The organism is Bacillus sp. LSHTCR4 (genome assembly GCF_057197025.1).
Map to the genome: position 1 here is coordinate 1,012,618 of NZ_JBXUNO010000001.1, position 17,660 is coordinate 1,030,277.

The 17,660-nt window shown below is 34.0% G+C and carries 18 protein-coding genes and 2 pseudogenes; 14 read left to right on the forward strand and 6 right to left on the reverse strand.

What is annotated here, in order from left to right:
* Positions 1-173 precede the first annotated feature (173 nt).
* Entirely contained in the window at positions 174-1,664 is a 1,491-nt protein-coding gene (galT, locus tag AC2CGR_RS05140) for a UDP-glucose--hexose-1-phosphate uridylyltransferase (RefSeq protein ID WP_484480601.1), read from the forward strand.
* Between the two features lie 112 nt (positions 1,665-1,776).
* Here the strand turns inward: galT and AC2CGR_RS05145 are convergent, their stop codons facing one another.
* On the reverse strand, positions 1,777-2,085 hold the full coding sequence (locus AC2CGR_RS05145) for an ArsR/SmtB family transcription factor (RefSeq protein ID WP_001259894.1): 309 nt from the start codon (positions 2,083-2,085) through the stop codon (positions 1,777-1,779).
* 106 nt (positions 2,086-2,191) lie between these two features.
* Between AC2CGR_RS05145 and AC2CGR_RS05150 the strand changes: the two genes are divergently transcribed.
* Positions 2,192-3,127: an aldo/keto reductase gene (locus AC2CGR_RS05150; RefSeq protein ID WP_484480602.1), complete on the forward strand. Its 936-nt coding sequence runs from the start codon at positions 2,192-2,194 to the stop codon at positions 3,125-3,127.
* 49 nt (positions 3,128-3,176) lie between these two features.
* Positions 3,177-4,352, forward strand: a complete 1,176-nt coding sequence (locus AC2CGR_RS05155) for an MFS transporter (RefSeq protein ID WP_484480603.1) — start codon at positions 3,177-3,179, stop codon at positions 4,350-4,352.
* A 187-nt stretch (positions 4,353-4,539) separates the two neighbouring features.
* Here the strand turns inward: AC2CGR_RS05155 and AC2CGR_RS05160 are convergent, their stop codons facing one another.
* Both AC2CGR_RS05160 and AC2CGR_RS05165 read right to left on the reverse strand, forming a co-directional pair.
* Positions 4,540-4,764 carry a hypothetical protein gene (locus tag AC2CGR_RS05160; protein WP_000162601.1) on the reverse strand — a complete coding sequence of 75 codons (225 nt, stop codon included), beginning with the start codon at positions 4,762-4,764 and terminating at the stop codon, positions 4,540-4,542.
* An 84-nt stretch (positions 4,765-4,848) separates the two neighbouring features.
* Positions 4,849-5,196, reverse strand: coding sequence for a DUF4257 domain-containing protein (locus AC2CGR_RS05165; protein WP_000426313.1), 348 nt, complete (start codon positions 5,194-5,196; stop codon positions 4,849-4,851).
* Positions 5,197-5,392: 196 nt separating this feature from the next.
* Between AC2CGR_RS05165 and AC2CGR_RS05170 the strand changes: the two are divergent.
* The 6 genes and pseudogenes from AC2CGR_RS05170 to AC2CGR_RS05195 all read left to right on the forward strand — a co-directional run bounded on the left by AC2CGR_RS05170 (position 5,393) and on the right by AC2CGR_RS05195 (position 10,505).
* A pseudogene (locus AC2CGR_RS05170) lies at positions 5,393-5,919 on the forward strand (DinB family protein).
* Positions 5,920-6,101: 182 nt separating this feature from the next.
* The gene (rsgA, locus tag AC2CGR_RS05175) at positions 6,102-7,151 is read left to right on the forward strand and encodes a ribosome small subunit-dependent GTPase A (protein ID WP_001073044.1); all 1,050 of its coding nucleotides are present in this window, start codon (positions 6,102-6,104) and stop codon (positions 7,149-7,151) included.
* Positions 7,152-7,549: 398 nt separating this feature from the next.
* Positions 7,550-8,395, forward strand: a pseudogene (locus AC2CGR_RS05180) (HAMP domain-containing protein); the annotation flags it as partial.
* Between the two features lie 123 nt (positions 8,396-8,518).
* Positions 8,519-9,337 (forward strand): methyl-accepting chemotaxis protein, encoded by an 819-nt coding sequence (locus AC2CGR_RS05185; protein ID WP_423748950.1) that lies wholly within the window; start codon positions 8,519-8,521, stop codon positions 9,335-9,337.
* Between the two features lie 198 nt (positions 9,338-9,535).
* Positions 9,536-9,841 carry a hypothetical protein gene (locus AC2CGR_RS05190; RefSeq protein WP_000539568.1) on the forward strand — a complete coding sequence of 102 codons (306 nt, stop codon included), beginning with the start codon at positions 9,536-9,538 and terminating at the stop codon, positions 9,839-9,841.
* 295 nt (positions 9,842-10,136) lie between these two features.
* Positions 10,137-10,505 carry a DUF3979 family protein gene (locus AC2CGR_RS05195; RefSeq protein WP_061688206.1) on the forward strand — a complete coding sequence of 123 codons (369 nt, stop codon included), beginning with the start codon at positions 10,137-10,139 and terminating at the stop codon, positions 10,503-10,505.
* A 36-nt stretch (positions 10,506-10,541) separates the two neighbouring features.
* Here the strand turns inward: AC2CGR_RS05195 and AC2CGR_RS05200 are convergent, their stop codons facing one another.
* Positions 10,542-11,582 (reverse strand): YkvI family membrane protein, encoded by a 1,041-nt coding sequence (locus AC2CGR_RS05200; protein ID WP_000370192.1) that lies wholly within the window; start codon positions 11,580-11,582, stop codon positions 10,542-10,544.
* 241 nt (positions 11,583-11,823) lie between these two features.
* Here AC2CGR_RS05200 and AC2CGR_RS05205 point away from each other — a divergent pair, with 241 nt between their 5' ends.
* From AC2CGR_RS05205 to AC2CGR_RS05215, 3 genes are all read left to right on the forward strand, one after another.
* Positions 11,824-12,267, forward strand: coding sequence for a Dps family protein (locus AC2CGR_RS05205; protein WP_000104654.1), 444 nt, complete (start codon positions 11,824-11,826; stop codon positions 12,265-12,267).
* Positions 12,268-12,373: 106 nt separating this feature from the next.
* Positions 12,374-12,829, forward strand: coding sequence for a DUF3939 domain-containing protein (locus AC2CGR_RS05210; protein WP_000488195.1), 456 nt, complete (start codon positions 12,374-12,376; stop codon positions 12,827-12,829).
* A gap of 226 nt (positions 12,830-13,055) precedes the next feature.
* On the forward strand, positions 13,056-14,003 hold the full coding sequence (locus AC2CGR_RS05215; protein ID WP_131101967.1) for an alpha/beta hydrolase: 948 nt from the start codon (positions 13,056-13,058) through the stop codon (positions 14,001-14,003).
* A 42-nt stretch (positions 14,004-14,045) separates the two neighbouring features.
* On the opposite strand, the gene AC2CGR_RS05220 is transcribed toward AC2CGR_RS05215, so the two are convergent.
* The gene (locus AC2CGR_RS05220; protein ID WP_000594054.1) at positions 14,046-15,047 is read right to left on the reverse strand and encodes an LLM class flavin-dependent oxidoreductase; all 1,002 of its coding nucleotides are present in this window, start codon (positions 15,045-15,047) and stop codon (positions 14,046-14,048) included.
* A 105-nt stretch (positions 15,048-15,152) separates the two neighbouring features.
* Complete coding sequence (locus tag AC2CGR_RS05225; protein ID WP_029439410.1) at positions 15,153-15,344, reverse strand: DUF3896 domain-containing protein; 192 nt, start codon at positions 15,342-15,344, stop codon at positions 15,153-15,155.
* Positions 15,345-15,521: 177 nt separating this feature from the next.
* Here AC2CGR_RS05225 and AC2CGR_RS05230 point away from each other — a divergent pair, with 177 nt between their 5' ends.
* Together AC2CGR_RS05230 and AC2CGR_RS05235 are read left to right on the forward strand one after the other, a co-directional pair.
* Positions 15,522-16,985 carry a flavin monoamine oxidase family protein gene (locus AC2CGR_RS05230; RefSeq protein WP_131101968.1) on the forward strand — a complete coding sequence of 488 codons (1,464 nt, stop codon included), beginning with the start codon at positions 15,522-15,524 and terminating at the stop codon, positions 16,983-16,985.
* Positions 16,986-17,069: 84 nt separating this feature from the next.
* Complete coding sequence (locus AC2CGR_RS05235; protein WP_087964296.1) at positions 17,070-17,654, forward strand: GNAT family N-acetyltransferase; 585 nt, start codon at positions 17,070-17,072, stop codon at positions 17,652-17,654.
* Positions 17,655-17,660 lie beyond the last annotated feature (6 nt).

Genomic DNA, 17,660 nt, shown 5'->3' on the forward strand with positions numbered 1-17,660 from the left:
CAAAAAAGTTTACTAAACGGGCGATTGAGTATGCCAATAGTTGCTTCGAAGAAAGAAAAACGTATATTAGAATGATGGTTATTCCGTACGTCTGTCCATAAAATGATAAAAGGTACATGGAACTGGTATCGCAATAACCTAAAACGCTATGAGACTAGAGGAGGTAAATGCTGATGATATATCAAGCTATCCAGCAGTTAATTGATCGTGCTATCAAAATTCAATTGATTGAACAAGAAGATGCAATATATACAAGGAATAAAATCCTTTCCTTACTTCGTTTAGATGGCTTTGTAGTGGAAGCACCAGCTCCTGGGCCTGCAAAGAAAGTAATTTCGGAGTTGTTGGAAGAGTTAATAGAATATGCTTGTATGCATAAAGTCATTGAGGAAGTACTGGATGAGAAGGAGATTTTAGCAAGTACAATTATGGATGTTTTTATGTCCAAACCGTCCGTTATCAATACTCTATTTTATGAAAAATACGAACAAAATCCGAAGGCTGCGACAGATTACTTCTATGAATTAAGTAAAAACAGCAACTATATCCAAATGAAGCAAATTGCCAAAAATATAAAATATAAAGTAAATACGGAATACGGTGCCATTGATATAACGATTAATTTATCAAAACCAGAAAAAGACCCTAAGCAAATTGCTAAAGAAAGAGTATTGGAAAATACAAATTATCCAAAATGTTTACTCTGTATAGAGAATGAAGGATATAGGGGCAGAATTGGACATCCTGCACGCTCGAATCATCGTATGATTCGAATGAACATTACAGATGAAAGCTGGTTTCTACAGTATTCTCCGTATATATACTTCAATGAACACTGTATTGTATTGTCCTCAGACCACCGGGAAATGAAAATTGATCGTCAAACATTTTTACGTTTGTTAAAATTTGTAGAAAAATTCCCGCATTATTTCCTCGGTTCCAATGCAGATTTGCCAATTGTAGGAGGATCTATTCTAACACATGATCACTATCAAGGTGGAAACTATGAATTTGCTATGGCAAATGCATCGAACGACCTAATTTTTGAACTAACTAACTTTCCAAAAATGCAATGTTCGATTATTAAATGGCCTATGTCAGTTATTCGCTTAAGAAGTAACGACATAGAACAAATAGTAAATGCAGGGGAGTACATATTAGAGAGTTGGAAGGGATATAGTGATCCTTCTGTTAATATATTTGCATTTACGAATGATGTTCCGCATAATACGATTACTCCTATTGCTCGTTACCAGAATAATATGTACGAATTGGATCTAGTTTTACGGAACAATTATACAAGTGAGGAATATCCACTAGGTATTTTCCACCCGCATGCGGAAATACAACATATTAAAAAGGAAAATATCGGTCTGATTGAAGTAATGGGGCTAGCTGTACTTCCTGCTCGTTTAAAAACAGAACTTCAGGAAGTGGGGAAATTCTTACTTAATATTCCAAATAATATTCCAGCACCTCATATACAATGGGCAGAACAATTAAAAAACAAATATGAAAATAGGATGAATGAACAAAATATACAGGAGATTATCAGAGAAGAATTGGGACGGAAATTTATTCAGGCGCTTGAAGATGCTGGTGTTTTTAAACGAGATGAAGAAGGGATATTAGCGTTCAAACGTTTTATTCAAACTTTAATTTAGGAAGGGGTTTGGTAGTTATAGTGAAGAACAAAAGCCTCAATGAATAAAGCTTCACAGTATTAAAAAAATAGAAAAAACTAAACAACATCTCATATTCCTATGAGATGTTGTTTTAGTATGGTTCTGTTGCATGTATTATGACATCTAATAAACCGGGGAATCTAGCATTTAAGTCATCTTCACGAATTGAAATGAAACGTTGTGTGCCTTCAAGGCGTGTATACATAACACCAGATTCACGTAAAACTTTGAAATGGTGAGATAAAGTTGATTTCGCAATTGGAATGTTTAACGCACCACAAGATTGTTCATTTTTCTCTAGTAGCATAGTTACAATTTGTAAACGAATTTGATCACTAAGTGCATATAAAATAGAAGAAAATTGAATTTCTTCTCGATTTGGATGATAGAGAGTACGCATTTTTTCACCTGCTCGTATAAGTAATATATTTGCACTATAACATATAAAGTGGTATATTTCTATTGTTCGAATATATTCGAACAATAGAAATATAGGGGGAGAAAAAATGAAGTATACAAAATTGCAAAAGGCAGGACTAAATATTTCAAAATTGGGGTTAGGAACAAACGCTGTAGGGGGACATAATTTATATGCTGATGTGAATGAGGAAGAAGGAAAACGATTAATAGAAGAAGCTATGGGGCAAGGGATTACCTTTATTGATACAGCAGATTCATACGGTTTCGGCAGATCAGAAGAATTGGTAGGGGAAGTATTGAAGGGAAAACGCCACGAAGTTATACTTGCTACAAAAGGTGGAATACAGCCGTTATTAAATGGAGAGGTTTATATGAATAATGAACCAAGCTATTTAAGAAATGCTGTGGAAAATAGCTTAAGAAGATTGCAAACTGATTATATTGATTTATATTATTTACATTTTACAAATCCAGAAACAAGTTACATAGATTCAATTGGAGAACTTACTCGCCTAAAAGAAGAAGGAAAAATTCGTTCAATTGGCATATCTAACGTAAACGTAGAGCAATTAAAAGAAGCGAATCAGCATGGGCACATAGATGTTGTACAATCACCGTATAATATGTTAGATCGTACTGCTGGGCAAGAACTTTTGCCATATTGTATAGAATCAGGTATTTCATTTATTCCGTACAGGCCTCTTGCTTTTGGGATACTAGGTGGTAAATATACAGAAGATTTCAAATTGAATAAAGGAGATTGGCGTCAAAGTGTAAATCTATTTGAAGAGAATACATATAAGAGCAACTTTAAGAAAGTTGAAAAGTTAAAAGACATAGCTAAAGAAAAGGATCTCGAATTATCGCATGTAGCTTTAGCGTGGTTATTAAACCAAAAAGGAATTGATACTGTTATTCCTGGTGGGAAACGAGCAGAGCAAATAAGAGAAAGTGTAAGAGTGGTGGAAGTTTCATTGAATGGAGATGTCATGAAAGAGATTGAATCTATTTTAGAAGATTAGTTGAAAGGAGGGATAATTCCCTCCTTTTATATAAAAGGAGAAGATTTAAATGAAAAGAGTACTAGCTGTATTCTTTACAATCATGTTTATGATCGGTACAGATACTTTCTTAATTTCACCACTTTTACCCACATTACAACAGGTGTATCATATTTCAACTGAGTTGTCAGGGTGGATGGTGAGTTCATATGCTTTAGGATATGCTGCATTTGCACTTATCGCTGGTCCTATATCAGATAGTTTAAACAGAAAAAAAGTGATAGTAATAGGAATGAGTTTTTTTGCGTTTAGTACGTTTTTATGTGGAATTGCACCGAGTTTTCGATGGATGCTAGCATTTAGATTTTTAGCAGGTGTAAGTGCAGCCTTTGTATCTCCACAAGTGTGGGCATCTATTCCGCTGCTTATAGAGAAGGAACAAATTGTAAAGGCAATTGGGATTGCAACAGCAGGATTGTCACTCTCTCAAATTTTAGGACTGCCAGTTGGATCATATTTAGCAATGATACACTATACAACACCATTCTTTATCATTGGTATATTATCAGCGCTACTTGTTATTGTTATTTATGGAGTATTACCAGAAATACAACCGGTTCATATAAGAGAAAAGAAAACAAATATCTTAAAGCGCTATAAACAATTACTTTCAGATTCTAAGGTTTCACTTTCTTATTTTGCATATTTTGTTTTTCAAACTGGTAATTTTGCTGCATTTTCATTCTTCGGTGTGTGGCTGTCTATTCAATTTAGCTTGCAAATTCATGAAATAGGAACAGCTATGCTCGTATTAGGATTAGGAAATTTAACTGGTAATATTTTTGGACCTAGAATCGTAAATAAAATTGGTTATAACCTTTCATTCTATGGTGGAATTATATTTACAGCAGTTCTATATGCATTACTTCCTCATGTAAACAACATTATAATTGTGGAGTTATTATTCTTTGTTTTATTTTTTATGACAGGAATTTTGTTTGTATTAATGATGAGGCACTTACAAAACATATCTATCGTAGCAAGAGGAACAGGAGCGGCTCTAGCTAATGCTTCTATGTATATTGGTCAAATGATTGGAGCGGCAATGGCAGGAATGTTATTTGCAGCATCTCACAATTTTATATTTGTAGGTAGTTTTACTGCGTTATTATATATTTTAGCTTTATTTCTGTTTAGAAAAAGTGAAAGGCTAACTGAGAATCGTGAAACAGGAATTGCGTCATAAAGTCTTTACAAATAAAAAAGAGCCCAAAAATAAAAATCCCTATAGAGATAGGGATTAATATATCGGCATATAGTTCCTTGGAAAAGGATATACTGAGTATAACATATAGGACTACTTATAATTGTGAAATAGATGTGAAAGTAATGTGAAAAATAACATAATAAAAAGCACTGTTTTAGCTAATGAACTAAAACAGTGCTTTTCTCTTTGATTGAACAGTTGCTGCATTTTCATCATGTATGCCTGCATCTTTAATAATTCGTTGTTTAGCTTTATTTAATAGATGGTTTACTGCTTCTCCAAAATAGTTAGCTTCGCTTTTTGTGCGGGCTTCTCGTAAACATTTATAGTTTTCTAGCAGTTCCTCTTTTTCAGTGTCTGTTAAGAAATCTTCTATTTTCTTTTTTGTCATACGAAACACCCTTTCTTCTGACAAACGACGCAATAGAAAATATTTATTGTTTATTATAGCAATAATTTTCAAAAAAAGTATAGACTAACGTCGCAATAATTTGTCAATTTCTTGAATCTTCTCATCAGCTTTCCCGATTTGCGTATTTTTAGCCTGTTCGCCACCAAGAGCTTGATGTAGTAAAAAAGTCTGACCGGAAATAGCAGTCACAATGGATACTTTAATAATTTCTTTTATTAAGGTGACATCAAATAAAACGAGTCCAAGAAGTGCAGCTAGACTACCAGTGAAAATATCAGTCAAAAACCCAAAGTGAAAAAAAGTCTTCAAACGGCGTGGAAGCAATAACTTACCTTGGTTATTGATTAGATGGGAAACGAAACCGGTGATGCCACCAACGAGTATAGCAGTTAGCCATTGATACATTTCCATCGAATCCACTCCTTTTAGTGAATAAGATTCGATTATTTTATATTGATTCCTTTTAATATTTCATAGAAGCATATTGAGAAAGTTTGTTTGGGGGTATTACGTATTCAATTTAATTATAACAGAAAAATCTGATATATTTCAGTCTATTATATGAAGCTGTTATTCCTTAATATGAATACAGAAAGGGGTGCGTGATATGAATATAGATTACCGAATAAGAAGTGTGGATGGTTATACAAAAAATATAGGGGAATTAGTAAGCATGCTGGAGCATACGAGGGCTGTAACATTACAGGAAATAAACAATCTATCAGTTGAGCAATTAGATTTAATTATGCCAAGTGGAGGGAATTCATCGGAGCTTTATTAAAGCATATTGCAGCTATTGAAAAAGCACATCAGCTTATTTCATTTGAAGAGCGTGACTTTACAAAGGAAGAATTAGAAATATGGGAAGACGCACTGTATTTAGGCGAAGTGGGGAGAACAATCCGTGGTCATGAAATGAAGTATTATGTACAACTTTTACAGAGTGTTCGAGAAGAATCCCTGAAGTATTTGAGTAAACAAGATGATGCATGGCTAATGTCAGAAAGAAAGTGGCCTAACGGTGTAGCGTATAACCAGTACTATTTGTGGTTTCACGTGCTAGAAGATGAGATTAGTCACCGTGGGCAAATTAGAATGATGAAAAATAAATTATTTGAAAATTACGTTAAATAAGGTAGCTTTTTAAATAAATATTCCATATAATGAGAGTAATTAAAATGAGAACGGGGTGATGTATTATGGCGAAAATAACTTATATGAATCATAAACCAAATACAAAGGTGGAGGGAAAGGGCGATACTATATAAGTGAGCGCACGATCCTTCCACTTAGCTTACACTAGGGAGGATATCAATTTGAATCAAAATATTTTAGAATTGTTCGGCTGGGATTCTTTCTTTGAGGAACAAGCTGTAGAGAACTTTGAGGTAGGGCGTATTTTACTTGAGCATAAGCATATATATCGAATTATTTGTAATGATGGTGAATATATGGCAGAACTGTCTGGAAAGTTTCGGCATGAAGCAGTAACGAAGGGAGATTATCCAGCAGTTGGTGATTGGGTGTATATAAAGAAAATAGAGAATGAAAAGAAAGCAATTATTCATCGTATTTTTCCAAGAAGAAGCTCTTTTTCTAGACAAGAGGCTGGTAATCGAACGGAAGAACAAGTAATAGCAGCAAATGTAGATTATTTATTTTTAGTGAATGCACTGAACCATGATTTTAATGTAAGAAGAATAGAACGTTATTTACTATTAGCATATGAAAGCGGCGCAATGCCTGTTATTGTTTTAACAAAGAGTAGTTTATGTGAAGATGTGGAACAGAAAATTATAGAAACGGAAGCCGTGGCAATTGGTGTTCCGATCTTCGTCGTTGATAGTGTAGAGCATACTGGTATTGAATCGTTGCAGCAATTTGTTTCTTCTGGAAAAACAATTGCTTTAGTCGGGTCATCGGGGGTTGGGAAATCCACTTTGTTAAATGCGCTCATAGGGCTTGAAGTAGCAAAAACGGGAGATATTCGTGAAGAAGATAGTAAAGGAAGGCATACGACAACGCATCGTGAATTGTTCCGATTACCGAGTGGTAGTTTAGTTATTGACACCCCGGGCATGAGGGAGTTGCAGCTTTGGGAAGGAAGCGATGCAATTCAAACGACATTTTCTGATATTGAAGAATTAGCAAAAACATGTCGTTTTAGGGACTGTAAACATGAAAATGAGCCAGGGTGCGCAGTGCATAATGCAATTGAAACTGGAATTATTACGATAAATCGTTTGCAAAGCTATAAAAAATTACAAAGAGAACTGGCGTATTTTATGAGAAAACAAGATGCTATTCTTGCAAGAGCAGAGCGTGACAAGTGGAAGAAGATTTCCAAACAACATAAAAAAATGTAAAAAACCAAAGGAATATTCCTTTGGTTTTTTACATTTGTAAATTTTATAATAATATTATTCAAATATATAGACAAATAGAATTTATTTGTTTAAACTTTACAAAGTATTCATCATAATAGGTTATGAAAATAATAATTCGGGAATGGGAAATATTTATAATTCACAAGATTTACCTTATAAAATTGAAAAGCAGGAGGTTTGTAATGGGTAGACTATTAAATTGGTTTCGTGATATGAAAGTAGCAAAAAAACTACTAATTTCATTTTTCATCATTTTAATTGCGGCTGTTTCTATTATCGGAGGTATGTCTTATCAAACAGCTAAAAAGAATTTTGAATCACAAATTACGAGTAGTGCTCACGACAATATAAAAATATTAGATAATTTAATCAATCAAATGATTGAGGCAAAATTTAATGATATAAATAATTTTGCGCGAGTGATTCAAGGGAATATGTATCAAGGGGAAAATCAAGATGAATTAAGAAAAATGCTTTCTCAATATATCAATTTAAATAAAGATATTGAACAAGTATACGTTGCTGGAAATGATAAGAAATTTGTGCAAGAACCAAATATACAAATGGCAGCGGACTATGATCCAACAGAACGTTCTTGGTATAAAGATGCAGTGGCAAAACAAGGTGGTATTGTAATTACTGAGCCGTATAAGGCGAAAGGTAATGGACATATTGTCGTAACGATTGCAAAACAAACAGAAGATAAAAACGGTGTTGTAGCAGTAGATTTAAGTTTAGATAATTTATTAAAAACAACAAAGTTAATCAATATTGGTAAAAAAGGATATGCTTTCATTTTAGATGGGAAACAAAAAATAATTACGCATCCTCAAGAAAAATCAGGAGAAAAAGCAGCTGATTCTTGGGCAAATAAAATTTATGAAGATAATCATGGCGCTTTTTCATATACGTATGACGGTAGCGAAAAACAAATGGTATTTGCTACAAATGTAAAAACAGGTTGGAAAATCAGTGGGACGATGTACTCAAATGAAGTAATTGAAGCTGCGCAGCCTGTATTTTATAATATGTTAATTGTTATGTTCATTTCATTAGTTATAGGCGGGGCACTTATTTATTTTGTGACACTTTCTATAACGAAGCCATTAAAAAGATTAGTTGTTACTTCTAAAGAAATAAGTGAGGGAGATCTAACGCAAACCATCGAAATTCATTCTAATGATGAAATTGGTCAACTTGCAAAAGGATTTAATGAGATGACTGATGCATTGCGAACGTTAATCGGAAGAATTAATACTTCGGCTGGACATGTTGCAGCAGCATCAGAAGAGCTAACGGCAAGTGTAAGACAAGCGAGTGAAGCGACTGAGCAAATTACAATAGCAATGGATGAAATATCGAGCGGGGCAACAACGCAAACGGCAAGTGTAGAAAATGGTGCAATGTTACTATTTAATGTAACAGAAGGAATTCAGCATGTAGCAAATAGTTCATCATCAATTAGTACGGCTTCTGCTCATACTCGTGAAAAAGCAGAAGATGGTGGAAAACTAGTAGGAAAAACAGTAAATCAAATGCAGTCTATTGCAGAATCTGTTTCACAGTCAGATGAAGTTATACAGTTATTAAATAATAAATCAAAACAAATTGGTGACATACTAGAAGTCATTCAAAATATTGCAGATCAAACAAATCTTCTAGCTTTGAATGCGGCAATTGAAGCTGCAAGAGCAGGAGAGCACGGAAGAGGATTTGCAATCGTTGCAGATGAAGTACGTAAATTGGCGGAGAAGTCTAGCGTATCTTCTAGTGAAATTAGTAAATTAATAAGTGAAATACAAGATGACATGAGTAAGACGGTAAAATCAATGGGGCATGTAAATGAAGAAGTTCAATCTGGACTTGTAATTGCGAATGAAACGAAGCAAAACTTTACTGAGATTTTACAATCTACAAATGAAATTGCAGTTCAAATTAAAACGATGGTTGAAACGGCTAATGGAATGTCAAAAGGGGCAAATGAAGTATCTATTTCAGTAGGTCAAATTGCAATGACGGCACAGAATAATGCGACGAGTACCCAAAACGTTGCAGCGTCAGCAGAAGAACAACTAGCATCCATTGAAGAGATTAGTTCTGCGGCTGGTACATTATCTCAAATGGCTGAAGAGTTACAAGGGTTAATTGAAAGATTTAAAGTTTAGCAGAGGACAGGCAACTCCAAAGTAGTAGTATGGCTATTTTGGAGTTGCCTGTTTTTATTATATAAAAGTAAATGGGGATGGAGAGTATTTTTATAATATTTAAAGGTATATTTTATATAATATTTGTCGAAAAATAGAGGTATTTGTTAACTTTGTGTATAATAATTATCATATAGAATACAAATAAAGGAGATAAATATGGGAGTGTACTGGGGTACCAAAAGACATTCTTGGCTTAGTTATGTCTCATTTTGGTTAAGTATTTCATTTTTTATTGTTTTTCTAATTGAAGTGTTTATTTTAAAAACACTTTCGAATAGTTCGGTACAAATTGTTAAATATTTTTATTTTATATTTGTACCAATAAACATCTTCCTTAGTTTAAAGTTACTTTTGAAGAAGAATGAAAAGAAAGCATTACCTATTTTTAGTTTCATTGTATCATTATTATTTACTATTTTAATACTAGTGTTAGCGTTAGCGGCTACTGGGAAATTCTTTTAAGGAGAGTGATATAAGTCACTCTCCTTTTTTTATTGCATAGAAATAATAAATTGGAGGATGGACAAAGAAAGCATTTACTTAAGTTTGATATGATTTGAAAGCTTTAGAAGGGGATTAAGAAATGCATTAAGAGACAATCCAGAAAGTAATGCAGAGAATCAGGTGTTTTATATACAGTTATGAAGCAAATGAATACGGTAAGAACGGCGATATATGGTACAATACATATGGATAGTGATAGAGATAAAGGGTATATAAAATACTCATCGTTTTTTAGTAAGAGAGGGGTTATCTTATGCTATATGAGGATTTGATGACATTATTTCAAGCAGCTCCGAAAGAAGAAGGTAGGGGCGGCTGGAAATATATAATCCAGGAACGAAATGATAAATATGAAATTGTTGATGAAGTGTTGAAAAATCAAATGAGTGTTGAATTGTATTTTAATGAATATGATGAGGTGAAAATCACTTTATATAAAGATGGAATGCCTATTTCGACGATGCAAAGAATTGCGATTTCAAAAGTTGAATTAGACGAAGAGGAAGAAGGGATTCAATTCGTTTTAGAACGTATGCCTAGTCGAATGATTCGGTTGCAATTAAAGCCGTATTTAGCACTCGAAATGGGGCCGTACTGGGAAGTATGTGCTGATTGTGAATAAATATAAAAGAAGCATCCAATAACATGGATGCTTCTTTTATGTTTTTTGCAGTTGTTTAAAAGCAATAATCGGAAGTAAAATGATGCTTACCCACCCGATTATAGGATATAGAATGTGGAGTAATTCACTGTAGCCAACGTAACTAAAGCAATAGCTTATTAGTAAAATGAAGAAAATAATATTGTTACTTTTCCAGCCGGTGATGGATTGCATTTGTTTTGTCATGCCGAACACATTGCCAACTAAAGTTGTGAACACTTCACCGAAAATGATAAGAACAAAGAAAAAGTGAAAAGTTGCATTGAATTTTCTGATGACTTCAGCCATTGGGATATTATATTGATAAAATTGATCGACTGATAAGATAGCTAAATGGCTGCATAATAAAATTAAAGAAAGTCCTGCTCCGCCTAAAATACCACCCCATAAAATGGCCTTTCGATCTTTTACTTCACTGGCTAACGGGACGAGAACGCTCTGGGCGAGAGAAAGATTTAAGGCGACATATGTAATAGGACTAGTTATCCACTTCATATTCCAACTTTCTGCAGGAATAGTGTTACTAATAGGTGTTGTACCGTGAATAAAAGTTGTAATAGCAAGTCCGATAATAAAAATCATCATAATAGGTACGACAAGTGTATTTACTTCAAAAACACCCTGCAATCCGCGACTACTTATAATGAGACAGGCGATCACTGTAATGAAAATACCGAGTTGTCTTGGTAAATGAAGTTGCTCTTCAAATACCGCCCCAGCTCCTGATAACATAACGCTCGTTACACCGAATAATACGAGTAATAATAGTGTGTTTACCACATTTCCAAATACATCCCCAAATAAATATTTGTTAAATTCCTGCGCTGAAAATGCACCGATTTGTGATGAAAGTAACATCATCTTTGTGCCAAGCCAAATAAAAAAAAATCCACTTACACATATGCCAATTGTTCCATAAAATCCGTTTACTGTAAAAAATTCAACAATTTCTCGTCCAGTAGCAAATCCAGCTCCAACGACTGTTCCAATATAAGTAGCAGCGACTTTCTTTGCTACTTGCCATTGTTGATTGTCCATGTTATCCCTCTTTCTACTACGATGAGCTTGATTTACTATTATGCATATGTAGGAGCTTGGACAATTAGACGTATGAAGTGTTTGAAAACATACATGAATTAATAGATATTAGGGAAGTATTAAAGGTGTTAAAACTTTGTTACATATGAGCTAATCGTTCAAAAGGATAGGGAATGTATGGTAAAATGTAATTGGGTTATTAAAAGATAGTCATTACAAAATGATAAGAGGAGTGGATTGTATGAGTACGAAAGCAAATGTTGTTGAAGTATTAAACAAGCAGGTAGCAAACTGGAATGTGTTATATGTGAAATTACATAATTATCACTGGTATGTGACAGGACCACACTTCTTTACATTACATGAGAAATTTGAAGAGTTTTACAATGAAGCTGGAACGTATATTGATGAATTAGCAGAACGTATTTTAGCATTGGAAGGTAAACCGCTAGCGACAATGAAAGAATATCTTGCTACTTCTAGTGTCAGCGAAGGGACAAGCAAGGAATCTGCAGAGGAGATGGTACAAACATTAGTGAATGATTACTCTGCACTTATTCAAGAATTAAAAGAAGGTATGGAAGTTGCTGGTGAAGCTGGAGATGAAACATCAGCAGACATGTTGTTAGCAATTCATACAACATTAGAGCAACATGTATGGATGCTAAGTGCGTTTTTAAAATAAATATAAGAATATAAAGAAAAAAGTCATTGAAAAATTCTTTCAATGACTTTTTTGCAATTTTTCAGTTTTCTTTTATGCTATAATATAGTAAAAAGGAGGCGATGCGATGTTTCGCTTTTTCAAAACTGGAAAAGAAGAGCGTAAAATTACGAAAGATGAATTAGAACAAGCGATGGCTAAGTTTCTAGAAACGAATGCTAATATCGTTTATACAGTATTAGTGAATGATGATTATACAGTAAATTATGATTTGTTAAAGCCATATTTACCTGCATTTCCAACAAACCTTTTTCTTATTACGAAGGAAACGCTTGAGGTATTTGAACATACAGAAGAAAATCTAAACCTAGTTAAAGAAATTGATATCGTACAAAAGGCAGTAGATCAATATGTAACAGAAAAAGAAATGTTTCCAATTGTAGAAGGTAGTGAAGATCGCCTCATATGCGGAATGAAACTAGGACCTTACTTAGATCGTATATTAAAAAGAGACTTATATATTTCAGAAAAACATTATTTAGTTTCAAGTAAACCAGATAGAAAAAAACAAAAGAGTGGGTAGATGTAGTGAAAACAACAATACATATATTGTTGTCTTTTTTTTGATCATTAAAATATTGATTTTTCAGTTTATTAAACTTTATACTAAACTTATTGGACAAAGAGGAGTAACGATTAAGTATAATGCTAAGAATAGAGTATTGTTAGCATGAGTTTTATACAGAGATTGCAGAGTGGTATAAAGGTTTGAAAAATAAATAGTATAAAAAGTTACGGGGGATGGGTGTATGAAAAATAGTATGACTTATATTCAATTATTAAATGAAACATTATGTTGTTATGCAAATAAAGGAAGTTTGGAAGCGTATACTTATATAATGGGGCATGCAAAAGGTATAGTGGGGAATGAGGCTCAAATATATAATTTTAAATATGCATTAGCGAGTGCAGCAGGACTTGAAGAAGAAGCGTTGCATTTAATGAAGGAAGCTATTATAGAAAAGGGTTTTTGGTATGGAAATGAGTATTTAATTTCGGACGACGATTTAAAACCACTACATAAATTTGAAGAGTTTCATCAAATGGTTCAATTATGTAAAGAAAGAGAAGAGTTAGCAAAGAAAACAGAACGAGCAGATGTGAAATATATAGAAAGTAAGAAAAAAGAGAAACTATTTATTGCAATGCATGGTGATCAAGAAAATATAGGAATAATAGAACCATATTGGAAATCTGTTTTGGCACAAAATTATACGTTAGCTTTACCACAGTCTTCGAAAATTCAGTTTTCAGATGGGTTTGTGTGGGATGATTTACATATAGGGAAAGAAGAATTAAAAGAGCATTACGATAAGCTTATAGAGAACCGTACAGTAGAAAATGTAATAATTGGCGGTTTTTCTGCTGGGGCAAGAGTAGCTCTATATACAATTTTACAAAAAGATATAGCTGTGGATGGGTTTATTTTTATGGCACCGTGGCTTCCAGAGGTTGAAGAATGGACTGAGTTGCTGGGAGTACTACAGGATGAACATATAAAGGGATATATTGTCTGCGGTGATCAAGATGAAGATTGTTTCGAATGCACACAGCAATTTGTACAATTATTAAGAGATAAGAATATAGAACATAAGTATAAAGTTATACCTAACTTAAATCATGATTATCCTATTAACTTTGAAGAGGTATTGAAAGAAGCTATTGAATATATAGGGAATGAAAACAATAAGCAGTAAGAAAGGGAGATGCATCATATGTGATGTATCTCCTTTTTAAAATTATAAATTAAAAGCATTTGCCAATAAGCGATAAGAATTCAATTTATCTTCAAATCGATGAGTAATTGTGACTATCATAAATTCTTCAGTATTGTACGCTTTGCTTAAGTTTATGATTTTTTCTTTTACAGAAGACGGATCGCCTACTATCATACGTTGACGATTTTCTTTTATACGGAACAAATCATACGTGCTATATGAATAATTTTGAGCAGTTTCGATAGAAGGAGTACCAGTTGTACGCTTTCCTTGTTCTAGTAATAAGATTGATAAATCTAAACTTGAAGCAATTTTTTCCGCCTCTTCATTTGTTTCTCCGCAAATAACAAAAATAGCGACGATTGATTTTGGTTTATCTCCTAAATAGGAAGGCTGGAATTGTTCTTGATAAGCTTCCATTACTTCAGGGCCGCCGTATCCGTTAATGAACTGTGCGAATGCAAAAGAAGCACCTTGTTTTGCAGCAATCATTGCACTCTCTCCGCTAGAACCGAGCATCCACAGCTCGGGAGATGTTGGAATGACAGGAGTAGCCTTTAAATTTGCATAATGATGGTTTTCTGGTACTTGATCATGTAAGTACATTGCAACATCTGCAATTTGTTCCGGGTATTGATCAAGTGAGACCATTTTTCCTTCTTGAAGTGCGCGGGTTGCAATTGGCATACCACCAGGTGCTCTGCCGACACCGAGGTCGATACGGTTTGGATAAAGCGCTTCTAAAACGCGGAAATTCTCAGCAACTTTATACGGGCTATAGTGAGGTAACATAACACCACCCGAGCCAACTCTCATACGCTCCGTTTTTGCTGCAATATGAGAAATAAGTATTTCTGGACTTGAACCAGCAAGGCTTACAGAATTATGATGTTCTGATACCCAAAAGCGTGTATATCCGAGTTTTTCAACTTCTTGCGCAAGCGTAACTGTATGTGAAAAAGCTTGGGCTGCCGTACTACCATCTGAAATAGGGGATTGGTCTAATACACTTAATTTGATCATAGAATATACCTCTCAATCTTAATGTACATCCTATTATATATTTACTTACGAAAAATGCGTAATGAAATGCTCAAAATAAAAAGTGGATCAATTACATATCCACTTTTAACGTGAAAATCCTCGTTCATAATGATTCATTTCAACTAAATTTAAAATGTATTCGTAGTTATCAATCTCGAGTTTTAATTGTTCACGTTCTTTTTTAGATAGATGCATATTACTAAGTTTGTTGCATAGCTGTTGTTTTTTTTCTTCTAAATACTTTTTTGTAGCATTGTAGTCGTAAGTTGGTTTCATTTTCAACCACTCCTTATTTGTTGTTGCTATATTATACGAAGCGTGAAGAGATGTGAGCGCTATCTCTTATGTATTTTTAGTGAATATTCAACTTGCTCTGTTGTTATGTTTATAGGAATTTATGAATAAAATGCACTAAACGACTAATGCCCATTTGATGAAGTAAGGGGTGGAATTGTGCAGAAAGATATAATGTTTAACACTGAGATGGATGAAACGTTACAAGTTATAAATAAGGGATTGAAGAAGACGACCAGCCCGAAACAAATTATTGTAGTAGGGGCTGGTATGGCTGGTTTAGTTTCGGCCTCTTTATTAAAGGCAGCAGGACATGAGGTGAAAATTTTTGAAGCAAACAACCGGGTAGGTGGCCGCATAGAGACAGTTAAAATGGAAGATACCGGATTATATTTGGATGTTGGGGCAATGAGAATTCCGTATTCGCATACATTAACGATGGCATATATAAGAAAATTTGGGCTACAGGTGAGCCCTTTTATTAATAGGAATGAGACTGATATTATTTACGTAAACGGCCGCAAAACGATATTAAAACAATATGAAAAAGATCCAAGTGTATTAAAGTATCCTGTGGAAATGAATGAAATTGGGAAAACGTCTGAGGAGCTATTATTGTTAGCGGTGCAGCCTATTATAAATTTTATTAAAAAGAACCCAGAGAAAAATTGGGATGTTGTAGTAAAGGATTTTGGGAGATACTCTACAGGGCAATTTTTAAAGTATCATCCTTATCAATATAATACATATTTCTCGCCAGTAACAATTGAGATGATAGGTGTTCTGTTAGATTTAGAAGGTTTTTTAGAGAGGTCATTCGTTGAGACATTGCGTTTTTTATACATTATGCAAGAGGAGAGCGGATTTTGTGAAATAATAGGCGGGAATGATAGATTACCAAAGTCTTTTTTACCACAATTAGAGGAAGATATTGTATATAATCAAAAATTAATGAAGCTACATCAACATGATAATGGTGTGACAGCTTTCTATCGAAACGAAGAAACGTTTGAATATAGTAGTATTACAGGGGACTTGGTTATTGTTACCATTCCGTTTTCGACAATGCGGTTTGTAGAAGTAGATCCATTTGATTCTATCTCTCATGAGAAATGGAAAGCAATTCGTGAATTACATTATATGCCTGCGACAAAAATAGGAATTCAATTTAAAAGCCGATTTTGGGAAGAACAAGGACAATTAGGTGGTAGAATTATAACGGATTTGCCAATACGTTACGCCTATTATCCAAGCTATGGAATTGGAGAGAAGGGACCAGCTATGATGCTAGGAAGCTATACATGGTCTTATGATGCGTTGTTATGGGATGGCTTATCAAAGGGTGACCGTATTTATTATACATTACAAAACTTAGCAACGATATTAGGTGGTCAAGTATATGATGAATTCTTATCTGGTATATCAAAAAGTTGGACGTTGGATCCATATGCACTTGGAGGGTTTGCACTATTTCAGGCCGGTCAAGAATCAGAGTTGCAACCAGCGATTGTCAAACCAGAGGGAAGAATATTCTTCGCTGGAGACCATACGACGTTATATCACGGATGGATTCAAGGGGCAATTGAATCTGGAGTTCGTGTAGCGGTAGAGGTGAATGGATAAAAGGTGTAAAATTCAGAAATTTCTTTACTGTATAGTTTGAGATGGATATTATTATATATAAAAGAGTTATAGGGAGTGTTTACAGTGAATCCATTATTATTCGATTTTCCTTCTGAATTTTATACTGAAAGGCTATGTATTCGAATGCCGAAACCGGGTGACGGTAAAGTTGTATACGATGCAATTCAAGCTTCTACGCAAGAATTAAAACCATGGATGGTTTTTGCTCAAAAAGAGCAAACAGAGAAAGAAGTAGAAGAAAGCATCAGAAAATCACATATCCAATTTTTGCAGCGTGAGGATTTGAGATTGCTAGTATTTTTGAAAGAAACAGGTGAATTTATTGCATCAGCTGGATTGCACCGTATTAATTGGGATATACCTCAATTTGAAATCGGGTATTGGATTGATTCAAGATTCAGTGGAAAGGGCTATATGGTAGAGGCAGCAAAGGGAATAACAGATTATGCTTTTTCTGAGCTGAAAGCAAACCGCGTAGAAATTCGTTGTGATTCTTTAAATAAGAAGAGTAGAGCAATACCTGAGAAATTAGGCTTTAAATTAGAGGGTATTTTAGAAAGTGCGAGTGTAGCAGTAGATGGCAATGGATTAAGAGATATGTGTGTATTTGCGATGACTAGAAATACATATGAAAAAGAAGAGCTGTAAGAATCA